At 38.2% G+C, this 20262-nt stretch carries 21 protein-coding genes, 3 pseudogenes and 1 riboswitch; of the genes and pseudogenes, 16 read left to right on the top strand and 8 right to left on the bottom strand.

What is annotated here, in order from left to right:
* Window positions 1-225: 225 nt before the first annotated feature.
* From BMX34_RS08835 to pta, 8 genes are all read left to right on the top strand, one after another.
* Window positions 226-1197, top strand: coding sequence for a LacI family DNA-binding transcriptional regulator (locus BMX34_RS08835; protein ID WP_159428911.1), 972 nt, complete (start codon window positions 226-228; stop codon window positions 1195-1197).
* A gap of 14 nt (window positions 1198-1211) precedes the next feature.
* Window positions 1212-2300: an ABC transporter ATP-binding protein gene (locus BMX34_RS08830; RefSeq protein ID WP_092572664.1), complete on the top strand. Its 1089-nt coding sequence runs from the start codon at window positions 1212-1214 to the stop codon at window positions 2298-2300.
* A 14-nt stretch (window positions 2301-2314) separates the two neighbouring features.
* A complete protein-coding gene (locus BMX34_RS08825) occupies window positions 2315-3685 on the top strand; it encodes an ABC transporter substrate-binding protein (protein WP_092572663.1) in 1371 nt (456 codons plus the stop codon).
* A gap of 35 nt (window positions 3686-3720) precedes the next feature.
* On the top strand, window positions 3721-4611 hold the full coding sequence (locus BMX34_RS08820; RefSeq protein WP_092572662.1) for an ABC transporter permease subunit: 891 nt from the start codon (window positions 3721-3723) through the stop codon (window positions 4609-4611).
* Window positions 4611-5465, top strand: a complete 855-nt coding sequence (locus BMX34_RS08815) for a carbohydrate ABC transporter permease (RefSeq protein WP_092572661.1) — start codon at window positions 4611-4613, stop codon at window positions 5463-5465. The genes BMX34_RS08820 and BMX34_RS08815 overlap by 1 nt, the downstream gene beginning before the upstream one ends.
* A 13-nt stretch (window positions 5466-5478) precedes the next feature.
* The gene (locus BMX34_RS08810; protein WP_092572660.1) at window positions 5479-6801 is read left to right on the top strand and encodes a CehA/McbA family metallohydrolase; all 1323 of its coding nucleotides are present in this window, start codon (window positions 5479-5481) and stop codon (window positions 6799-6801) included.
* Window positions 6802-6835: 34 nt separating this feature from the next.
* A complete protein-coding gene (locus BMX34_RS08805) occupies window positions 6836-7927 on the top strand; it encodes a PTS transporter subunit EIIC (RefSeq protein ID WP_159428910.1) in 1092 nt (363 codons plus the stop codon).
* A 152-nt stretch (window positions 7928-8079) separates the two neighbouring features.
* Window positions 8080-9066: a phosphate acetyltransferase gene (gene pta / locus BMX34_RS08800; RefSeq protein ID WP_092572658.1), complete on the top strand. Its 987-nt coding sequence runs from the start codon at window positions 8080-8082 to the stop codon at window positions 9064-9066.
* 311 nt (window positions 9067-9377) lie between these two features.
* Here pta and thiE read toward each other — a convergent pair whose 3' ends face one another.
* From thiE to BMX34_RS08770, 6 genes are read right to left on the bottom strand one after another with little or no spacing between them, the layout of a single operon-like run.
* Window positions 9378-10073: a thiamine phosphate synthase gene (thiE, locus tag BMX34_RS08795; protein WP_092572657.1), complete on the bottom strand. Its 696-nt coding sequence runs from the start codon at window positions 10071-10073 to the stop codon at window positions 9378-9380.
* On the bottom strand, window positions 10057-10926 hold the full coding sequence (gene thiD, locus BMX34_RS08790; RefSeq protein WP_092572656.1) for a bifunctional hydroxymethylpyrimidine kinase/phosphomethylpyrimidine kinase: 870 nt from the start codon (window positions 10924-10926) through the stop codon (window positions 10057-10059). Before thiD ends, thiE begins: the two co-directional genes overlap by 17 nt.
* Window positions 10927-10941: 15 nt before the next feature.
* Window positions 10942-11757 carry a hydroxyethylthiazole kinase gene (gene thiM, locus BMX34_RS08785; protein WP_092572655.1) on the bottom strand — a complete coding sequence of 272 codons (816 nt, stop codon included), beginning with the start codon at window positions 11755-11757 and terminating at the stop codon, window positions 10942-10944.
* Window positions 11758-11793: 36 nt separating this feature from the next.
* Entirely contained in the window at window positions 11794-12798 is a 1005-nt protein-coding gene (locus tag BMX34_RS08780) for an ABC transporter substrate-binding protein (RefSeq protein ID WP_092572654.1), read from the bottom strand.
* Window positions 12795-13574, bottom strand: coding sequence for an ABC transporter permease (locus BMX34_RS08775; RefSeq protein WP_092572653.1), 780 nt, complete (start codon window positions 13572-13574; stop codon window positions 12795-12797). Before BMX34_RS08775 ends, BMX34_RS08780 begins: the two co-directional genes overlap by 4 nt.
* Window positions 13567-14310 carry an ABC transporter ATP-binding protein gene (locus tag BMX34_RS08770; protein ID WP_092572652.1) on the bottom strand — a complete coding sequence of 248 codons (744 nt, stop codon included), beginning with the start codon at window positions 14308-14310 and terminating at the stop codon, window positions 13567-13569. Before BMX34_RS08770 ends, BMX34_RS08775 begins: the two co-directional genes overlap by 8 nt.
* A 310-nt stretch (window positions 14311-14620) precedes the next feature.
* Window positions 14621-14716, top strand: a riboswitch (TPP riboswitch).
* 164 nt (window positions 14717-14880) lie between these two features.
* Here BMX34_RS08770 and thiW point away from each other — a divergent pair.
* From thiW to BMX34_RS08750, 4 genes and pseudogenes are all read left to right on the top strand, one after another.
* Window positions 14881-15353, top strand: a pseudogene (gene thiW / locus BMX34_RS08765) (energy coupling factor transporter S component ThiW).
* A 190-nt stretch (window positions 15354-15543) separates the two neighbouring features.
* A complete protein-coding gene (locus tag BMX34_RS08760; protein WP_092572651.1) occupies window positions 15544-15948 on the top strand; it encodes a sigma-70 family RNA polymerase sigma factor in 405 nt (134 codons plus the stop codon).
* A gap of 263 nt (window positions 15949-16211) precedes the next feature.
* Window positions 16212-16562, top strand: a complete 351-nt coding sequence (locus BMX34_RS08755) for a helix-turn-helix domain-containing protein (RefSeq protein WP_092572666.1) — start codon at window positions 16212-16214, stop codon at window positions 16560-16562.
* A gap of 6 nt (window positions 16563-16568) precedes the next feature.
* Window positions 16569-17303 carry a LytR/AlgR family response regulator transcription factor gene (locus BMX34_RS08750; protein WP_327077515.1) on the top strand — a complete coding sequence of 245 codons (735 nt, stop codon included), beginning with the start codon at window positions 16569-16571 and terminating at the stop codon, window positions 17301-17303.
* Between the two features lies 1 nt (window position 17304).
* Here BMX34_RS08750 and BMX34_RS08745 read toward each other — a convergent pair whose 3' ends face one another.
* The gene (locus BMX34_RS08745) at window positions 17305-17490 is read right to left on the bottom strand and encodes a helix-turn-helix transcriptional regulator (protein WP_092572649.1); all 186 of its coding nucleotides are present in this window, start codon (window positions 17488-17490) and stop codon (window positions 17305-17307) included.
* Between the two features lie 175 nt (window positions 17491-17665).
* Between BMX34_RS08745 and BMX34_RS08740 the strand changes: the two genes are divergently transcribed.
* The 4 genes and pseudogenes from BMX34_RS08740 (at window position 17666) to BMX34_RS10020 (ending at window position 19730) form a co-directional block, all read left to right on the top strand.
* Window positions 17666-17848, top strand: coding sequence for a YvrJ family protein (locus tag BMX34_RS08740; RefSeq protein ID WP_092572648.1), 183 nt, complete (start codon window positions 17666-17668; stop codon window positions 17846-17848).
* Between the two features lie 84 nt (window positions 17849-17932).
* Window positions 17933-18303: pseudogene (locus BMX34_RS09975) on the top strand (phage tail tip lysozyme); the annotation flags it as partial.
* Between the two features lie 96 nt (window positions 18304-18399).
* Window positions 18400-19317 carry a peptidoglycan amidohydrolase family protein gene (locus BMX34_RS08735; RefSeq protein ID WP_234971714.1) on the top strand — a complete coding sequence of 306 codons (918 nt, stop codon included), beginning with the start codon at window positions 18400-18402 and terminating at the stop codon, window positions 19315-19317.
* Window positions 19318-19394: 77 nt separating this feature from the next.
* Window positions 19395-19730: an accessory gene regulator B family protein gene (locus tag BMX34_RS10020; RefSeq protein WP_092572647.1), complete on the top strand. Its 336-nt coding sequence runs from the start codon at window positions 19395-19397 to the stop codon at window positions 19728-19730.
* A 356-nt stretch (window positions 19731-20086) separates the two neighbouring features.
* On the opposite strand, the pseudogene BMX34_RS10030 reads toward BMX34_RS10020, so the two are convergent.
* Window positions 20087-20262, bottom strand: a pseudogene (locus BMX34_RS10030) (IS30 family transposase); the annotation flags it as partial.

Raw genomic sequence — 20262 nt, 5'->3', positions numbered from 1 at the left:
GATCAGTAAAAGACCGGTGAAACATTGTAATATATTTTACACAAGATTATGGACTTGACTCAAGTTGTTGGTAAGTGTTAAATTTTTGTAAATTTTTTATTTGAAATTATGGGATTTACACTATATTTACTTAACCTTTACAAATAATTAATATCAGTTCGTTATTCTGTTTGTAGATAGTTAAATAATTTCAGCGAACCGGTTTTCTCGAAAGGAGGTTAGATGGTGGCAACCATTAATGATGTAGCAAAATTAGCTAATGTTTCTAAAAGTACAGTTTCCAATGTTTTTAGTAAAAAGAAGTACATCAGTCCTGAGTTGACTGAGAAAGTCTTGGCTGCAGCAAAAGAATTAAATTTTCAAACAAATTATTTTGCAAGAACATTAGCTACAAAAACTTCAAAAATCATTGGAATTTCTTTTGAAGCGAATGAAAATTTTAATTCTCAGTTCCAATTAAATATTATCAAAGGGATTTTATCAGTATGTGCGAAACAAGGTTATTATCTTTTAATCGAACCCACTGGTAAAGGTCGAGATGACTACCTTCCGATGGATGGAATGATTAAATTAAATCCATCTACTGATGAACAGGTTTTTGATACAGTTCCCCATGTTTGGGTAGGTTTACCTCCTGAGAATGAATTAGGACAGGTTTGTTTTGTAGATAACGACAATCAACTTATAAGTCAAGAATTAACATCGATGATGTCTAGAAAACACCGAAAGATCGTTTATTTAAATACCTATGAAAACACTACTGTTGCGCCTGAACGATATAAAGGCTATCTGAAAGAAATCAATGAAAAGAAATTAGATAATCTACATTTTTATACACCAAAAGACGCTCTTTTAGAGGACTTTGCGTATCACAAGGCCAAAGAATTATTACTTTTAGACAATCCAGTGGATGCTTTTATTTTAGACTCTGATTTAATGGCTCTAGCAATTTATAAATTAGCAAGTGAATTAGATTTACAAATTCCAGAAGATTTTTCAGTAGCTGTCTTTTACTCAAGCATTAATGTCAATAATATTTTTAAACCAGAGCTCACGAGTGTAGATTTGAACGAATATGAGCTAGGAAAAACTGCAGCACAATTACTAATTCAGCAATTACAATCTAACGAACTTATAATCCCTAATTGTATAAATATTAGTGGATCGATAAAAGTAACGAGTTCAGTAAAAATTTAAATAGGAGCGAACAAATGTCATTTTTATCATTTAATCACGTATCAAAAAAATATGAAGGTACTTCAACAGAAGCGCTTTACGCAGTAAATGATGCAAATATTGAGATTGAACAAGGGGAGTTAGTTGTATTTGTCGGACCATCTGGTTGTGGTAAATCAACAATACTCAGAATGATTGCTGGCTTAGAAGACATCAGCAGTGGTGATATTCATTTAGATGGGAAAATTATTAATGATTTTGAAGTTGATCAAAGAGATATTGCCATGGTATTTCAAGATTATGCTTTGTACCCCCATATGAGTGTAAAAGAGAATATCATCTTTGGGTTAAAAAATCAAAAAACTGACAAAGAGATAATATCGGAAAAACTTAAAGAATCTAGTAAATTACTTGAATTAAATCATTATCTAGATCGATTACCAAAAAATTTATCAGGTGGGCAAAGACAACGAGTTGCTTTGGCCCGGGCATTGGTTAAAGAACCCAAAGTATTTCTACTAGATGAGCCTTTATCAAATTTGGATGCTAAATTGAGAGTTCAAACACGGAAAATGATTGCTTCTCTTCACGAAAAATTAAAGGCCACTATGATTTACGTAACTCACGATCAGGTTGAAGCTATGACTTTAGGGAATAAGATTGTTGTAATGAATAAGGGAGAGATTCAACAAGTTGATCGTCCAGAAGAAATATATTTAAAACCAAAAAATATATTTGTGGCAAGCTTTATTGGAACTCCATCGATGAATCTTTTTAAGGTAATTTTACAAGATGATTTTACAACGAATATTGGTCATACAACTATTGATTTAGAAGATTATAAAGATGCCCTTAAAGAATATTTAGGAAAGGAGGTGATCCTAGGAATTCGACCAGAAGATATTGAGTTAGAAAATGTTGCTTCTACGCAAGGAATAAAAGCAAATCATGTCGAGTTTTTAGGTTCAGAAAACTTGCTGTATTTTTCTTCTGAGCAAGGAGATTTTATCGTGAAATTACAGGAATCTAGGAAACTAGATAAAGAAAGTATTTATAATGTGTCTTTTAAAGCAGATAAGTTACATTTTTTTGATCTGCAAAATGAACAAAGAATAAACAATTAAAAGGAGAGAGTTGTATGAAATTGATAAAATTGTCAATGCTTACCCTTACTTTAACAAACTTATTGATAAGTCCTTCGGCTGTAATTGCGCAAGAAAATAATACAGTAGATATTCTAACTAGCGTTACCGGAGGAAAAGATGAAGAAGATGCGAAAGCATTTAATCAAAAATTAGAAGAACTTACTGGACTAAAAGTTAATATTGAAAAACCAGCAGAAGACTATAATACGGTAGTTCTTCAAAAATTATCAAATGGTGGTGAAGGACTCGATTTAATCTATTTCAATCAGGATCAATTAAATGATCTTGTTGAACAGGGTGCTTTATTAGATATTACCGACTATGTTAAAAACTCGGAGATTCTTTCTGACCCAGAAGTCATTTCACAATCAGAATGGGACAACATTACCATAGATGGTAAATTATATGCCGGTTTTAATAAAAAAGAAATTCATCGGGTTGTTAACCTTAACCAAGCTTTGTTAAAGAAGTATAAGATAGAAGGCCTATCCGAAGAAACCTTAGATGGATATTATAAACTATTTAAAGAAATGAAAGATAAAGTTACTGATATTGACAATTTTTATCCATACAATGCTGTAATTAGTAACTTATTTGATTTACAACCTTGGTTTGCTTCTCAAGATATTAAAACTGGAATAGTTATTAACGAAGCAGGAAAGCGCACTGCACCAATAGCTAGTCAAGAAGCAAAACCTGTGTGGGAATGGCTTCGTAAGTTATATCAAGAAGAGTTAATGGACCCTAGTTCTTTAACGGATACTACTAAAGAATTACGAGAAAAATTTGGCGCTAATCAGACGGGAGTAGTTGTCGATTGGGCAGCATGGACAGGTTTATATAATTCAAATGCTGGTGCTGATTATCCAGATAAATTTGAGGCGGTGCCTTTGGGTGGTACTAATAACTCAGATGGAAAGTATATGTTGACTAGAGGAGGAGCTTCACTTTGGGGAATTCCTGCTACAAGTGATAATGTTGAAGGTGCTATTAAAGTATTGGAAACTTTTGCGACTCAAGAAGGTGGAATTTTATTATCATTAGGGGCTGAAGGATATGACTATGTTATTGAAGATGGGAAATATAAATTAACTGAAGTAGGGGAAAGTCATGGTAAAGATCATGGAGCTCCCTTCCCAATTTCTGAAAAATTTGAAGCCCCTTTACCTCATAATCCAGGTGTTGATGATGCTATGAAACTGTTGACTTTTGCTTCAACTGAATCCTTTTTGCCAGAATCAGCAAAATATAATGAAATTGTAGCACAAAAGGCAGTAGAGATAATTCGTGGAGACGTGGATGTAGATACTGGTTTAAAAGAAATGCAACAAGCTCTCTTAGATGCAGGAGTTATTGAAGAATAAGGAAATATTATTCACAGATAGAGGGAGATAAAACAATGAATCAACATAAAAAGAAAACTTGGAAATTAATAAAGAAGTATCGGTTTGTGTACCTTTTATTATTACCAGTACTATTATATTTTTTCATTTTTTCCTATCTCCCTTTATTTATGGGAATCGTTCAGAGTTTTCAAAAAGTAAAATTAATGGGAACAAGTGAATGGGTAGGGTGGCAAAATTATCTAGAGATTATGAAGGATAAATCCTTTATTTCATCAATAATCAATGGTTTTATCATTGGGATTGGAACTCTATTATTAACTTTCGTGTCTTCTTTGATAGTCGCCTTAGGAATCAATGAATTAAAAGAGTCCAAAATAAAAAGAATAATCCAGACCACTTCTTATTTACCTCATTTATTTTCTTGGACCGTGGTGGGTGGAATTTGGATTAATATTTTAGGTCCGAATGGTTTTGTAAATACGATAAGAGGATTTTTTGATAGCAAGACAATTCTATTTATGACGGAGGATGACTTAGCTCAATTAATCATGATTTTAACAGGGGCATGGAAGGGAATTGGCTATATGGCTATACTGTTTTTAGCAAGTATTGTAGCTATTAATCCAAATTTATTTGAAGCGGCACAAATTGACTCGGCTTCTCGTTTAAAACAAATTAAAAAAATAATTATTCCAGATTTAAAACCTACCATGGCAACTGTGTTTATTCTTGGTTTGATGGGACTCTTTACAAATTTTGACCAAGTTTATATTATGGGGAATCCAGCTATTATTCAAAAAATTAGAACACCTATCTTGTACATATTTGAAAACGGAATAAGTCGATTTAATATTGGAATTGCTACTGCTGGATCAGTAATCGTCTTATTATTGACGATGATTATTATTTTTATTGTGAGATATCTTTTAAGGGAGGATTTATAATGAGAAGAAATCAGTTATTCCTTCCAATTAAAATATTAAATTATTTCATGTTATTATTATTGTTTTTATCAATGATTCTACCTATGATTAATATTTTATCAATTGCCTTTTCTAGTAATAAAGCATCCATGTTACCTGGTATATCTTTATGGCCAAAAGATTTTTCTTTCGAAGGTTTTCGGTATATATGGCAAAAAGAAAACTTGTGGCGACCCTTACTAAATTCTATATTTGTTTCAACCATTGGCTCAGGTCTACAAACATTATTTTCAGCAATCGCCGCTTTTATTCTTTTAAAAAAAGATTTGCCTTTTAGAACACTTATTTTAAGTTTTATCATGGTTACAATGATGATTCCGGGAGAATTGACCTTGGTTTCCATCTATACATTGAATAAAAATCTTGGCTTCATCAATACCTATCGGGGCCTTATCATTAATGGCCTTGTTTCTGGATTTAGTATTCTCTTGTTAAAAAATTATTTTCAATCCATTCCAGAATCGGTATTTGAAGCAGCCAAAATTGATCGTGCGAGTGAATTAAAAATTTTTAGAAAAATATGTCTTCCCATGTCTAAACCGGGAATCGCTACGGTTTCTTTTATAGCATTCATATCAAAATGGAATAGTTTAATGATTCCTGTAACAATTATTACTGATCAAAAGAAATATACCTTACCTTTAATATTAAAATCCCTAGTATTTAATAGTTCATCTGTTTCAGGGACAGATTTTGTTTCGCCTAATGCCATTATGGCTGCGATTGTAATATCAACCATCCCTCTCATTTTGGCTTATCTAGTCGCTCAACGATATTTAATCACTGGAATGACGTTAGGTTCAGTCAAAGGATGATTGGAGAATAATTATGAAATATATTGAAAAAATCACCTATTTTGTGTCACACGATCAAGAAGGAGAATATATAAAAATCCCCTTTTTTATAAAAAATGATATTGAAAAAATAACTATCAGTTACGATTACTTGAAAGTTTCTAAAGAAATTCAAGATGATAAAATATTAGAAGAGAATGTCAGTATTATAGATTTTTCCATACAAGGACCAAACCAACAGTATTTAGGGTCATCCGGTTCTAATCGTTCTTCTTTATTTTTCTCTCAGAATCAGTCATCGGTAGGATTTATCAATCCAAAAGTAATGATGGGCGAATGGAATATCATTCTTGGTGCTTACAAAGTTCCTTTAGATGGACTCAATGTTACTTATGAGTTCATTCAAGAAAGTAAAGTTCGTAGGTTATTAAAAGGAGACACACATACCCATTCGACAGCTTCTGATGGTAAGTTGCCACTTCATTTATTAGTAGATGTAGCTAAAAATATCGGTCTGGACTATTTAATAATTACAGATCACAATAATTTCAATAATCAGACTGAAAGCTTTTCTACAAATGATTTTACATTGATCCCCGGTGTTGAATGGACACGATACCAGGGACATGGAAATTTCTGGGGAATAAATCAGCCCTTTAGTGGATCATTTGATACGGAAAGTTTTCAAGATACCTCAGATTTTATTAAAAGTGGCCAAAGTAAAGGAGCAAAATTTATAATTAATCATCCGTTTTGTGTTGACTGTCCTTGGCTTTCGGGCCTGGATTTGCCATTTGATGCTATTGAAGTTTGGAACGGGGGCACGCATTTACAATCAAATTTTGAAGCTCAATTATGGTGGCATGAGCAGTTAATGAAAGGAAGAAAGATATCTGTTACTGGGGGAAGTGATTTTCATTCGTTTGAGTTATTCAGGATGCTTGGATGCCCTACGACGAATATCTATTCTTATAGCTATAATCAGAAAGATATCCTTGAGGCGCTCATTAAGGGGAACTCTTTCATCACTTATACAGTAAATGGACCCGAAATTGATTTTGAACAATCGAATGTTATTTGTGGAGAAACATACCCCCTAGAAACAATGGTACATTTGTATTTTACTCATCTTAAAAACGGACAAAAAATAATAATAATTCTGGAAGATCAAAAAATAGAGTACATAGTGCAGACAAATGAGGTATCCAAAAATATTTATTTTAACAGTGGTTCTTCAAAATTTATGCGAATTGAAATATATGGGTCAATTGTTAATCAAGAAATAATAAGTAATCAATTACCTATACTTATTAGTAACCCTATATATTTTGAATCCGAGGAAAAGGAATATGTGTAAAAAGAAGGCAATAGATTTGATAGGAAATTCATTGATGTTTGCGATTAGTAAAATTGTACCTTTGACTGTCTTGTCTGGTCTATTTTTGGCTATCGCAAATGCTAGTGCATTTAGTATGGATGCCGAGTTGCAATATTTAGACTGGAATTTAATATCTGCTGATGCGGGTGAATTTTTTAAAAAACTGTATGAAGTAGGGCAAGTCGGTTTTGATTTGATGATACCATTGTTTTGTATGTATTTTGCAAAAGGAATTGGTGGAAAATACGCTTTGATTCCAGCATTTATCGGTGGATATTTGGTGAATTCCGCTAATTTTTTAGGAACAAGCTTTGGTGCGGGGTTTATAGGTGCCATACTTGTTGGAATAATAACGGGATTTTTAGCAAAATTTATTGACCGATTCAATTTGCCTAAATTTCTCTTGCCATTAATGGAGTACTTGATAGCACCTTTATGTCTAACTTTTTTTGTTTTTTTGATCATTTATTTTATAATTGGGAAACCTCTCGCAACCATGGTTGAATTCTTGTATGCTTCTATGAATTACCTGACCAGGCAGTATGAGTATGCTCCCGCGGTTTATGGAATAATACTTGGAGGAATGGTTGGCTTTGATTTAGGAGGGCCGATAAATAAGACAGCAAGTTTGGTTTCCTCGGCAATATTTATCGATACGATGAATCAATATGGAATCGGGGGAGTTAACGCTATTCCTCAAGCGGTTACTGCTTCATCAATATCAGTTGCCCCTCTTGGGCTTGGTATAGCCTCGTTGTTATTCAAGAATCTTTTTTCTCAGCAAGAAAAGATACTCGGTAATTCTGCTCTGTTGATGGGCTTTCTAGGTATTTCAGAAGGTGGAATACCTTTTATTATTAAATATCCTAAATTAATTTTAGCTAACACACTGTCATCGGCTTGTGTAGGAGGATTTATTGGTTTTTTTAAAATTCAATTTTTTGGCGGTATTGGTTCCCCATTGGGAGCGGTTGTTGGAGTGACTTCAGGCCCGCATTTTTCTTCTTATTATTGGGTATGTATTATTTTATTAGGGGCTATGTTAAATGCTCTGATGTATCGACAAATTTTAAAGCAAATTCACGATAATAATCAAATGAGTTAATTATTATGATTTAAAGTCAATAAGCATGATTTAGGGTAGTTAAGTAAGTCTTATAGTTGAGGCAAAAGCATGTACAAATTCGAGCAAGAGTGGTAAAGTTTTTGGTGGACATGTAACACACATGCAGATTAATAAATGGAGGAATGTATAGCATGGGACTGTTTGAAGATTTATCCGTGACGATTAAAGGGAAAGGGAAACGTCTGGTATTTCCGGAAGGCCATGATGCGCGTGTATTAGCCGCTGTCGTACGTTTAAAAGAAGATCAATTATTAGATCCAATTTTGGTGGGAAATCCTGAGGAAATTAAAGCGACCGCCCAAGAACTCGGAAAGTCTATTGAAGGTATTGAATTGCTTGATCCTAACCATTACGAACAATTTGATAGCATGGTGGAAGACTTTGTTGAACGCCGTAAAGGGAAGGCCACCGTTGAACAAGCTCAAGAAATTCTTAAAGATAAGATGTATTTTGCCACCATGTTAGTCTATCAAGACTTAGCTGATGGTTTGGTTGCTGGAGCGACTCAATCAACGGGTTCAACGGTTAAACCCGCCCTACAAATTATTAAAACCCGAGCTGGGGTTTCATCAACCAGTGGAGTCTTTATCTTAGTTCCTGAAAATGAAGACGAACAAAAATATGTCTTTGGTGACTGCGCGATTAATATTAATCCAACCGCTGAACAATTGGCTGAGATTGCCATTGAATCCGCTAAGACCGCTGAAATCTTCAATATCGATCCTAAGGTTGCCTTGCTGAGCTTCTCAACCAAGGGCTCAGCTTCTTCACCAGAAGTAGACAAAGTTGTTGAAGCGACTAAATTAGCCAAAGAAAAGGCACCTGAATTAGTCCTTGATGGGGAATTACAATTCGATGCGGCGATTAGCGATGTGGTGGGGCAAGCGAAAGCTCCAGGCTCACCAGTAGCAGGTCAAGCGACGGTCTTTATCTTCCCTGAAATCCAATCTGGTAACATTGGTTATAAGATTGCTCAACGTTTAGGAGGTTATCAAGCCTTAGGCCCAATCTTACAAGGTATGGCTAAACCGGTAACTGATTTATCTCGGGGATGTAATGAAGAGGATGTTTATAAAGCTGCAATTATTACGGCAAACCAAGCCTTGTTACAAGGATAATATCCCTTCGATTAAAGCTGATTTGATAGTGAGTTAACGATTTAGAAGAGATCTAGTAAGAGTTTTGAATTTCATATTTTAAAGCTGTTAACGAAGTCATTCAGAGTTAATCAGCCAAAATTCAAACCAATGAATCAACAAAAACTCAGCGAATATTTACCTGATCGCGATGAATGCTGGTCTGGGAATAAATATTTGCTGAGTTTTTTTAATGGGCTAAATTTTAGTTTAGATCCATTACCATTATCTTATTCATAGCTATTGTTACAGAGTTAGTCACTTAACTCCAGATCATCATTCAAGACTTTGGCTTATTCTCTTGCCAACGGGGCCTTCAACTTGGCCACGGTTCTGGCGATATCTGTTGACTGACTTATCGCAGAGATCACGCAGATAGCATCGGCTTGCCTGGCCTTAACTTGGTCAACGTTATCTTCGTGAATCCCGCCAATGGCAAAAATTGGGAAGCTTGGGTCAAGGGATTGCAGGTCCCGCCATTGTTCAAGACCGATTGCGGGGCGCACATTGACCTTGGTTTGAGTGGGGAAGATAGGGCCTGAACCGACATAATCTGCCCCTACTTCAATGGCAGCGTGAACTTGGTCGCGAGTGTGGGCAGAAAGACCAAGAATGTGCTGGGTATCTAATCTTTGGCGGACGAATGAGGCGGATAAATCGTCTTGACCAATATGGATTCCATCCGCATCAATTCTTTCCATTAAATCGAGGTCATCGTCAATGATTAAAGGAATCTGATAGTGCTGGCAAATGACCTGAGCTTCACGAGCTAATTGCTCGCGTTCTGGTGGTGTGAGCTGACTATGGTCTTTATCGCGGAATTGGAAATATGAAATACCAGCTTGACCAGCCTGATCTAAACAGTTGATAAATGATCGCATTTGTTGATTTTTCGTTTGCTTGGGAAAGTTCTGGCTGCCTAAGATTAAATAAATGGGAAAAGTTTGATCCGGACGGGTGCGTTTAAATCCTTTAGTGCTTGAGTTCATGAATTATCACCTGTGGAATATAGTGTTGTGGGTTTTCTTGGAAAGCCCAGTGATTGGTTGGCCCATGGCCATGGCCAAGCCCCAAGGTCTGGGAAATTGCGGCGTGAATGTAGGCTTTGGCAGATACCATAGCTTGGTCTAAGTCATAGCCGTGAACTAGGAAAGTAGCTAGCGCAGCTGAGTAGGTGCAGCCAGTTCCATGAGTATGCTGGGTCTCAATACGAGGACAACTTAAGGTAAAAGATCGACCACTTTGATCCAGATAGAAATCTTCCGCATCTTGGCTGGCCGAATAACGATGGCCCCCCTTAATGACAACGGCTTGGGCGCCTAAGTCTAGAATGGCTTGAGCCGCTTGTAGGCGTTCTTGGGCGTTCTCGATTTTCATTCTAGCAAGTACTTCAGCTTCAGGGAGATTTGGCGTTACAATTCGGGCTAGGGGAATTAAAGATTGACGTAAACTTTCCTGAGCTTCTTCAAGTAAGAGTGAGGCGCCTCCTTTGGCTACCATGACTGGATCGACCACTAGATTTTGGCTTAAATCAAAATCGCGGATAGCCCGGCTGACGGTTTGAATCAATTGACTATCATGGAGCATGCCGGTCTTTACCGCGCGTACCGGTAAATCTTCAGCGACTGATTGAATTTGCTCGCGTACCATCTCATGAGGAATTGGATGGATCGACTTCACCCCCATAGTGTTTTGGTCGACGACCGCAGTAATTGCTGACGTTCCAAAACCAGCTAAAGACATGAAGGTCTTTAAGTCGGCCTGAATGCCAGCGCCACCTGAAGGATCGGTGCCCGCAATGGTCAAGACTACGGGGTGTTTTGCTGGTTGTACTGAGTTCATCTTATTCTCCTTTCTTTAAATTGTTTGGGTTTCTAAAGTAATCAGTGAATCAAGTTTGTCTGCCTGTTTATCCAGACTATGGTGATAGAGTTGGTTGATCAACTCGTTTTCTAAATAGCCGGAACCATCAACTGCTAAGCTAGCCGCTTGACCACACCAAGCATAGTAAGCCATGGCTTGACCGCCAATTTCGGCCCCTGCTTCTAACGATAGAAAGGCGGTTAGGATACTAGAGGCCACACAGCCAGTCCCGGTAATCTGACTTAACAACGAATGGCCATGGTCATGATAATATAGAGTCTGACCATCGGTGATAAAATCGCGCGGCCCCGTGGCAATGACTAAGGTTTGATACTTCAGTGCGACTTCTCTACAAATTTGAGCCATCGATTCAGAAGACTGGAGACTATCAATCCCTTTACTGGCCAAAGACTTCTGGCCTAACCGGCCAATCTCGGCATAGTTAGCTCGGATGGCAGTAAATTTATGGTGAGCTAATAAATCCTGGGCTAGCTGATAGCGATAGGAAATGGAGGCAATCCCCACCGGATCCAAGACTCTGACAGTTTGCCGTTCTTCACTGATTTGTAAAGATTGCTTCATCGCCTTTAATTTACCAGCGTATAAAGGCGAGCCGAGATTTATGAGCAAGGCTTGGGCTTGTTGAGCAATCTCTGCTGCCCCTTCCGCTTCATCAGTCATAATCGGAGAACAACCTAGGGCTAAGAGTGCATTGGCTTGGAAGTGGCTGGCAATCTGATTGGAAATGCAATGAATTAAGGGACGTTTCTGCCGTAATTGCTGTAGAATTTGAGTATAAGTCAGCTTCATGTCATCATACCCTTTTTTGCTAAATCATCAGCTAGATTATTCTTCATCGAGCAATTTGACTAAGTCTTCGGCTTTGAGAGCTCGTTGAATTGAACCATGTTGATAGAGAAAATCAGCGAATGCTTGATACAAGTCGGGATTAATTTGACCAAAATCGGCCTTCTTCACCATATCTTCTTGCAGTCGCTCCCAAGAAGCCTGTTCAATCTCGGGGTCTAGAACATAGGCATTCTCTTGTTTGTCCAGAATCGTCTGCAAGGCTTGATCAGGATCATTGATAGCAGTCTGGAAACCACGTCGTAATGCTCGCATGAAGGCTTGAATGTCTTCAGACTTATTTTCAATGGCTCGATCTCCAGCCACGAAGATTAATTCATCTGCGTCAGGAACCCCATAATCAGCAAAATCAAAGTAATCCATTTGATAACCTTCCGCCTGAAGCAATAAATATTCATGGTTTAGATAGGCCCCAATCAACGCATCAACCTTGTCAGTAGCCAGAGCCGGAATCAGATCCCAACCGACATTGACCATCTGAGTATCCTCATAATTGGCTCCATCATAGGTCATCATTGCTTCAACAATATTCTCTGAGATGGTGGTCGTTGAGTAACCGATGCGCTTACCGGCTAAATCTTTTGGCGATTGGATACCACTTTCTTGCTTATAGATAATGGCATCTAAGCGACCTTGAACTAGCGAAGCCACAGCCTTAACTGGTACATCTTCGGCAACCGCTTGAATCAATACCGCCGGATAGGAGATAGCTAAGTCGGTCTGTCCGGCTCCAGCTAATTTAATCGGGTCATCCACTTCGGCGGGCATGGAGATGGTGAGGTTTAAGCCTTCCTCTTCGAAATAACCTTCAGCCAGGGCTACATAGATTGGTATGTGATTGGCATTGGGATACCAATCCAACATCAGATTGAAATCGTGCAAGTCTTCCTTAGCTCCTGCAGATAAGTTAAGTTGAGTCGGTAAGACCAGCAAAGTCAGTAGGCCAATAATAAGGACATTACGTAATTTTTTCATTAATTTCATCGATCTTTCCTTCTTTCTTGATTAAGATATTTGAGTGAATGATTTTCCAACAGGGTTACTAAATTAAATAAGACAATCCCCATGACCGACAGGGCAATGATTCCGGCGAAGACCCCTTCGGCTTTAATCGAACTCGACATGCGGCGGATATAATAACCTAGACCGGCATTTCCGCCCAGCCATTCGCCAATGACTGCCCCAATCAGCGAATAAATCACTGCTAATTTAATACCAGAATAGATCCCTGGTAAGGCCATCGGCCATTGTAAATAATAGAAGCGTTGCCAACGACTCGCTTCCATCACCCGGAAGAGTTCTAAGTACTCTGAGTCGGTTCGTTTAAGCCCATCGAAGACAGCCACCACAATCGGGAAAAAGGTAATTAAGAAAATAATCGCCACCTTAGTCCAGATTTCATAGCCGAACCAAAGCACGAAAATTGGCGACAAGGCAATGGTCGGAATCGTCTGCGAAATCAGCACGAAAGGATAGAAGGCACGCTCCATAAAACGAGAATAATATAGCAAAACCCCAATCAGAATCCCTAAACCAATGGAGAAGACCAGACCTAGGCCGACTTCAGCGAGGGTCAGTTTAGCGTGATCCAACAGAACAGGGCCTTGGTCGACCAGGTTATGCCAAACTTGACTCGGTTTAGGAATAATAAAATCAGGAACCAGCCCGCTGTCGACCAAGATTTCTACCTCCACACATAAAATCAGACAGATTAAGGCGAAAGGCCAATAGCGGTCAATCCATCTACCTAACTTATCCATAGATAGCCTCCTCAATTTGATGTTTATAGGCAATAAAATCAGGATGATACCGTATATCCATCTGGCGATCTTTGGGTAGGTCTATCTGAAAGGATCGAATTTGCGCCTCTTGATTAGCTTTGAAGGGCTGGAGCACATAGACGCGATTGCTTAAGAGAACGGCTTCTTCCAAATTATGGGTAATCATCAAGACGGTTTGTTTCAATTCTTGCCAGATTTCTAACAACCACGTCTGCATCTCTTGCTGGGTAAAGCTATCGAGCGCTCCAAAAGGCTCATCCAATAGCAGAATTTCGCGATTGGCTAAGATAGTGCGGACAAAGGCAGCTCGTTGTCGCATGCCACCCGACAACTGACTCGGTAGAGCGTAAGCATCGTCGGCCAAACCCGCCTTGGCTAACCAGGCCAAGGCCCGTTCACGAGGAATAGGACGGCGAGGCCCTAGCTTGGCTGAAAGACAGACATTATCTAAGATATTGGCCCAAGGTAGGAGTAAATCCTTTTGAGGCATATAAGCCAAATCACTCACGGCAACCGGTCGGCCACGGAAAGTAATCTCGCCTTGATCTGCTTGATATTGTTGACTGATCAACTTAAATAGGGTTGACTTTCCTGAACCGCTCTTACCGACCAGACTAATAAACTCACCCTCAGGCAAGTCAAGATTTAGCTGCTTAAAAATTGGCCGCGACGAATTTTGGTGAAAACTAAAATCTAAATTTCTTATTTGTAGCATATCGCACTCCCTCCATAAAAAAATAGCCCCCTAGCGGAGACTAAAAGAGAGCATAAAGCACCTAGCAAGTCGCCAGGCCTTTAAGGACATTCCCTGCGGTAGGATTATCTACGTCAGGTTGAGGGTCTAGGAATAACACCTACTCTCAGCACACTATTGTGGCTCCCCTAGTTGGTATTTTATTTATTGAATCAGCCATATTTTAGACGAAGATTCAACAGATAGCAAATAATCTGCTGAAAGCGGATTGAAAACTGCTAGAACAAGATTCAAAGTCTTTTTACAATATTTAAAACTTCTGATAAAATCAGTAGAGCGCTAGGGGTGCCATGGAGGCTGAGAGAGCAATCGACCCTTAGAACCTGATGCGGTTGATACCGCCGGAGGGAAGCGCCAATGACTTATTCGTGCCCAACTGATAAGTTTCATCGCTTCCTAAACTCGATTGTCAATCATAGGGAAAGAAAGGAAGCGAAGCAATGTTTAATTTAAATAAATTTGTAGACCGAGTTAAGAGATGGCAGGATGAATACTAATCAGCGACTCACGAAGCATTTATTCTTAGCCATCATGATTGCGTTAGATGTCATTCTTTCACCGATTCTCCGCATTGAGGGCATGGCACCGATGTCCAGTGTGATGAATATCTTAGCCGCTAGTCTAATGGGTGGGCCTTATACTTTGCTGATGGCTTTACTTTGTGGCATCATTCGCATGGTTTTATTAGGGATTCCACCTTTGGCTTTGACAGGCGCCGTCTTTGGTGCGTATCTGGCCGGTACTCTCTTTCAGCGTCATCAGCATATCCCCTCTGGGCGGCGCTCGGTGAAATTATTGGCACCGGCTTGATAGGTAGCTTATTATCTTACCCTGTCATGGTTTGGTTTACGGGGACCAAGTCCGACCTATTTTGGTGGGTGTATACTCCACGTTTTGTCGGCGCTAGTCTGATGGGAAGTGTAGCGGCCTATCTGATTTATCAACAACTGTCCAAGATTTCTAAATTCAAACAAATTCAAAGGCTCTTTCATTTAATTCACTAACTAGTTATCTTACCTCGAAAACTCCAGACCAATTTTTTAAATCCTGTATAAAGACAAGGATGAACGAATTGGCGCTGGAGTTTTTTGTGCTGGGAAGAAAGTGTCACTTATATCGATCATAGAACTATGAGAAACTACAGGCAGAAGGAGTTGATAACACTAGGGCAGAAGAAGATAGGAGAAAGCTAGAGTGAAAGAGAGAAAGCTAAATTGGTCAAAGGCGTATCGAGTTTTAAAATATATTCAGCTGAAAATATACTATAAAAAACTAGATCTGATACGCCAGTACCAAAAACATGAGCACATGTCGATTGCAAGTTTGAATCAATCGGAGCAAAAAGCCAATCAGGGAATAAATCCATTAAAGCACGCTTGTTTGGATTGGGAGCAAGTGCTAGAAGATGGTAGGTTGATTGAAGCGTTAAAAGCTCTAACCATCAAACAACAGAAAGTTCTCTGGTACGGATTTGTATGTGATTTGACACAGAAAGAAATTGCTCAGTTATTAAATATCAGTCATGGTGCAGTCAGTCGTATTCAAAGTAGGGCAATCAAACAATTAAGAAAATTAGCGAGTGAGCAAGATGGATCTTGAATTATTGCAAGCATTTGAAAATTTAGATTATATTTATATTTTATGGCGTCTCGAGCCACTTTTCCTTAAGCATTTAAGGGGGTACCCTTAGACTGGCACGATGATTTCCTACAAGAATATCGCATTCTTTGTGTCAGAATTGTTCATTATCATTACGCATGTCATCAATGAAATACAATGAATAAGCGTACCCGTACAATGATTAAGAATATTATCGCATGTTTGTTAAAGTAAGATTATCTCTTAAAGGGGTGAATAATCTTATGGTAGCAAATCAACCTGGTAAGAGAATCAAAGAGCTACGCATTGAGAAAAATCTATTACAAGAAAAACTTGCAGGCTATTTGAATGTTTCTCAGCAAACTGTCAGTAAAATAGAAACAGGTACAAGCGATATCCCCTATGATCTCTTAATCAAGTTGGCGGATTTCTTTAAAGTGAGTATTGATTACATATACGGTCGAACAGAAATTCGTGACATGCTGACCGAGGAGAAAATAATGAACGAATACAATGAAATTATTTCATCATATACTCATTTAAATAAGATTGATCAGAAGACAATACGTACTATCATTAAAAGATTAGAGGAAGCAGAAAAAGAAAAAAGGTAATGGTGAATCAGAATTGCCATTTGCGATGATGATCAAATATTTACAGGAGAACTAGAGAGGTATTTGCTCTTTATTGCTGAACGACAGAATATCGATTTTGAGATAGATATTTTCTTTGATGGTTCAGGGCTTATCCGTGCTTTCGAACAGCATCCTAAAAGTGAGTGCTTATACGAACTTTTATTTCTTGATATTGATATGGAGGAAGTATGCGGCATTAAAGTTGCCCGAGTCATCATCGAATATCCCAATGTACCCTTAATCATATTCGTCTCAGCCTGGAATCATTATATGTCTGATTTGTTTCAGTTCGGCACGTTTCGATTTTTTGAGAAACCCATCAAATTCAATCTATTGGAAGAAGCCGTATATCAAGCTATTCAATTGATTGAAAACAAACATCCTTATTTTTATTTTAAATCACAGCAACGTGTTTACCGAATTGTACTTAAGCAAATTGTATATTTTGAAAGTAAACAAAGATTAATCTATTTATATTGTTCACAAGGAGAGACGCATCGATTTTATGGTCAATTGGATGACATCGAAGGAGACATTAGGAAATTTCATCCCAATTTCATTCGTAGTCATCAATCCTATTTAATAAATGGGCAATATATCAACGAATTTGATGCCAAATCGGTTAGTCTGGAATTGAATCATGAACGCATAACCTTGCCAATAAGTCAGAGTCGACGTCAAGAATTTTTAGAACAGGTGGCCTATCTATTTGGAATTTAAATCAGGAATCTTCTACTTCTAGTAGGTCTTCCATACTTAGACCGAAACGTTTGGCAAGATAATAGAGTAAATAGACTGAGGGCAAACTATAACCATTCTCAATCCGAGAGTATTGCCGTCTAGAACAAAGTCCGGTATAAATATCTTTTTGAGTTAACGCGCGTTGAGCGCGTATTTTTTTTACCAATAAATTTCATCATAAAACCTTCTTTCTTGGAATTTAAGCCAAGCATAAGGTCTTTTTGCTGTGAAATAAGAGCTCTTGTCATAAATACAACAAAATTTGTCATAATTCATGTAAACTATTCCGCTGTTTGGCTCGTCTTTGGAGTGTGACTATATTCTGAAAGGGGGATGACCAGATGGAGGAAGTCATAAATTTAATTGCTAATTTTGGATTTCCAATTGCTTTAGTGATTTATTTCTTAGCGCGTTTTGAAAAGAAGCTCGAAGAATTATCGACGCTACTAACCCATCTTTCTTGGGTAATTGAGCAGATATCAGACACAAATAAAGTAAAAGAAAGACGCCGCATAGGTAAATAAATTCATTCAAACTTTCGTCTTATAGATGTAAGTATTATTACTTACAAGTATGCGCATACAAAAAATATTTGAAAGGATGATTTTATGACAATCGAGCAGAGAGCTAAACAAGTATGGGATTTCTTTATTCAGCAAGGATGGACTGGTCAAGCGATTGCCGGTATGTTAGGGAGCATGGAATTAGAAAGCGGAATTAATCCAGACCTTCACGAGTATAGTGGTGGGGGGGCTATGGTTTAGTTCAATGGACACCTGGATCTGTACTGATGAATTGGGCCCAACAACGAGGCTTGGATTATCGCCTAATGACCACTCAACTCCAACGAATTCAGTTTGAACTTGAGGAAGAGGAACAATTCTATCATCAGTCGATGACCTTCAGACAATATAGTCAAAGTACTGCAAGTCCAGAATATTTAGCCGAAATCTTTGTCTTTGCTTATGAGCGACCAAGTGCTCAATATGCAAAAGTGGCTGAACGACAAGCCAGTGCTCGTAAGTGGTTTAATTTATTGAATGGTTCAACATCAACACCAAAGGAGACAACTAACATGGAAAATAAATATTATACCGTCGTCGGTGGAGATTCACTCTGGGCGATCTCACAAAAATTCGGGCTGACCCTTGATGAACTCTGTCAACTTAATGGGATTACCGTTAATTCTGTGATTCATCCCGGGGATCGCTTAATCGTCGGTAAGACAAATAATTCAAATCCTTCCAACCCAAATCCGACGCCAACGCCGAATCCAAGCCAAGACCTTGGCTTACAGAAGTTGGTAAATTGGTTATATGAGAATATGGGACGGATTAAATATAGCCAAGCTCTACGTATGCAAGAGAACTACGCAGACTGTTCTTCAGCTGTCTATCGTGCTTTAATCTATGCTGGCTTCTTACCACAAGGAACTTATTGGGGCAATACAGCTACTCTCTTTCAATTAGAAGGTAGCCTGTTAATCCCAATTCAACGCTCAGAAGCTCGGTATGGTGATATCTTTATCTCGGGCTACAAGCCTCAGGGTTCCCATACAGGAGTCTTTGTTAGCAACCAAAAGATTGTCCATTGTGTCAATGAAAAACATGATATTAAAGAGACTGACCTTGAAGGTTGGTATGGGGGAGGTTATGTATATTGCTACCGCTTGAAAGGAGTTAGTCAGCCGGTAACACCAACACCTCAACCAGATCCGACCCCGCAACCAGGTACTGAAACAGTGGCTCAAACCTATGGCGAAACGGGACGATTCACAGCGAATCAACGATTAGCCATTCGTAATCAGCCATTAGCTTCGGCTGTGGCAGCTGCCTATTTAGAAATTGGCGAGTCAGTAAATTATGACCGGGTATATATTACCAATGCCTATGTATATATCAGTTACATCAGTTATTCAGGAGTTCGTCGATATATCGCAATTCATACAATTAAGAATGGAGTCAAAGGCCCACTATTCGGTACGATTATCTAAGCGATTCTGATTGAAAGTTTATTGGCGATCTATCTTGATCTAAAAGATAGGTCGCCATCTTTATTGAGGAGGTAACGATGGCATCCTTAAGTTGGGAAGAAAGATTAGCAGACCAATTGGTAGCATATTTATATCGGAGGAGTTCGATTAATTTAAGTTCCGAAGATTATGAACTGTGTTTACTTGGGGCAGAAATCTTAATGATTAACTTTATCAAAATTGGCATGATTTATCTTTGCGCATATCTATTGGATGTGTTTTACGAAAGTTTATTAATCCATATAATATTTTATTTGTGGCGGAGGACACAATCTAAGCCATATCATGCAGAAAAGGGTTACATATGTACATTAATTAATTTGTTTGTATTTGTAGCCTTACCCTGGGGTATTAAATATCTAATATTGCGCTAGAATTTATCAACAAAAACAAATGTAACATGATAGAATAGAGGGGGAGATAAGATGATTGAAAAAATATTAGTGAATTTCATTAATATAGGGTTACTAACGACGTTAAATAAAACTAGTTGCCAAGGACTCATGTATTTGCCTCGAAGATATAAATATTAAAAAGAAATGAGCAGATTTAAATGTTGAAATTATTATGTAAATTTCAAGTATAAGTTAGCCACCTCGGGTAACTAGCTATGTAACATTAATCCTCTTTGTCAGTGACGGCTTGACAATGAGCTGAGGCATGGTAGTTTGGTTCACTAATGGGTCATTGACCGCCTTACCAAGAAAACCATGCCGAAGGAGGCTCGTTGTCAAGCGGGCACGTGTGCGCGAGCTTGTCTTTCTTTATAGAAACAGCGTATGAAAACCTCATAAGGGGTCTCATAGTCCAAAACCTTGCGCGAATAATGGTTCATCCATTGTTGGATGCGCCGACAATCGGCTTCAGTCACGTCTTTCATGGACGTTTCTTTGGGCAGAAATCGGC

It is taken from the genome of Ignavigranum ruoffiae (genome assembly GCF_900110675.1).
Lineage (GTDB): Bacteria > Bacillota > Bacilli > Lactobacillales > Aerococcaceae > Ignavigranum > Ignavigranum ruoffiae.
The sequence above is the reverse complement of the archived record's forward strand: the minus strand, read 5'-3'. Positions and strand labels throughout refer to the sequence as shown.

Coding starts and splice junctions, on each gene's coding strand:
- BMX34_RS08825 (WP_092572663.1), top strand. CDS start 2,315: ATGAAATTGATAAAATTGTCAATGCTTACCCTTACTTTAACAAACTTA.
- BMX34_RS08775 (WP_092572653.1), bottom strand. CDS start 13,574: ATGGATAAGTTAGGTAGATGGATTGACCGCTATTGGCCTTTCGCCTTA.
- BMX34_RS08735 (WP_234971714.1), top strand. CDS start 18,400: ATGGAAAATAAATATTATACCGTCGTCGGTGGAGATTCACTCTGGGCG.
- BMX34_RS08820 (WP_092572662.1), top strand. CDS start 3,721: ATGAATCAACATAAAAAGAAAACTTGGAAATTAATAAAGAAGTATCGG.
- thiD (WP_092572656.1), bottom strand. CDS start 10,926: ATGAACTCAGTACAACCAGCAAAACACCCCGTAGTCTTGACCATTGCG.
- BMX34_RS08810 (WP_092572660.1), top strand. CDS start 5,479: ATGAAATATATTGAAAAAATCACCTATTTTGTGTCACACGATCAAGAA.
- BMX34_RS10020 (WP_092572647.1), top strand. CDS start 19,395: ATGGCATCCTTAAGTTGGGAAGAAAGATTAGCAGACCAATTGGTAGCA.
- BMX34_RS08740 (WP_092572648.1), top strand. CDS start 17,666: ATGGAGGAAGTCATAAATTTAATTGCTAATTTTGGATTTCCAATTGCT.
- thiM (WP_092572655.1), bottom strand. CDS start 11,757: ATGAAGCTGACTTATACTCAAATTCTACAGCAATTACGGCAGAAACGT.
- thiE (WP_092572657.1), bottom strand. CDS start 10,073: ATGAACTCAAGCACTAAAGGATTTAAACGCACCCGTCCGGATCAAACT.
- BMX34_RS08780 (WP_092572654.1), bottom strand. CDS start 12,798: ATGAAATTAATGAAAAAATTACGTAATGTCCTTATTATTGGCCTACTG.
- BMX34_RS08770 (WP_092572652.1), bottom strand. CDS start 14,310: ATGCTACAAATAAGAAATTTAGATTTTAGTTTTCACCAAAATTCGTCG.
- BMX34_RS08815 (WP_092572661.1), top strand. CDS start 4,611: ATGAGAAGAAATCAGTTATTCCTTCCAATTAAAATATTAAATTATTTC.
- BMX34_RS08805 (WP_159428910.1), top strand. CDS start 6,836: ATGTTTGCGATTAGTAAAATTGTACCTTTGACTGTCTTGTCTGGTCTA.
- pta (WP_092572658.1), top strand. CDS start 8,080: ATGGGACTGTTTGAAGATTTATCCGTGACGATTAAAGGGAAAGGGAAA.
- BMX34_RS08755 (WP_092572666.1), top strand. CDS start 16,212: ATGGTAGCAAATCAACCTGGTAAGAGAATCAAAGAGCTACGCATTGAG.
- BMX34_RS08830 (WP_092572664.1), top strand. CDS start 1,212: ATGTCATTTTTATCATTTAATCACGTATCAAAAAAATATGAAGGTACT.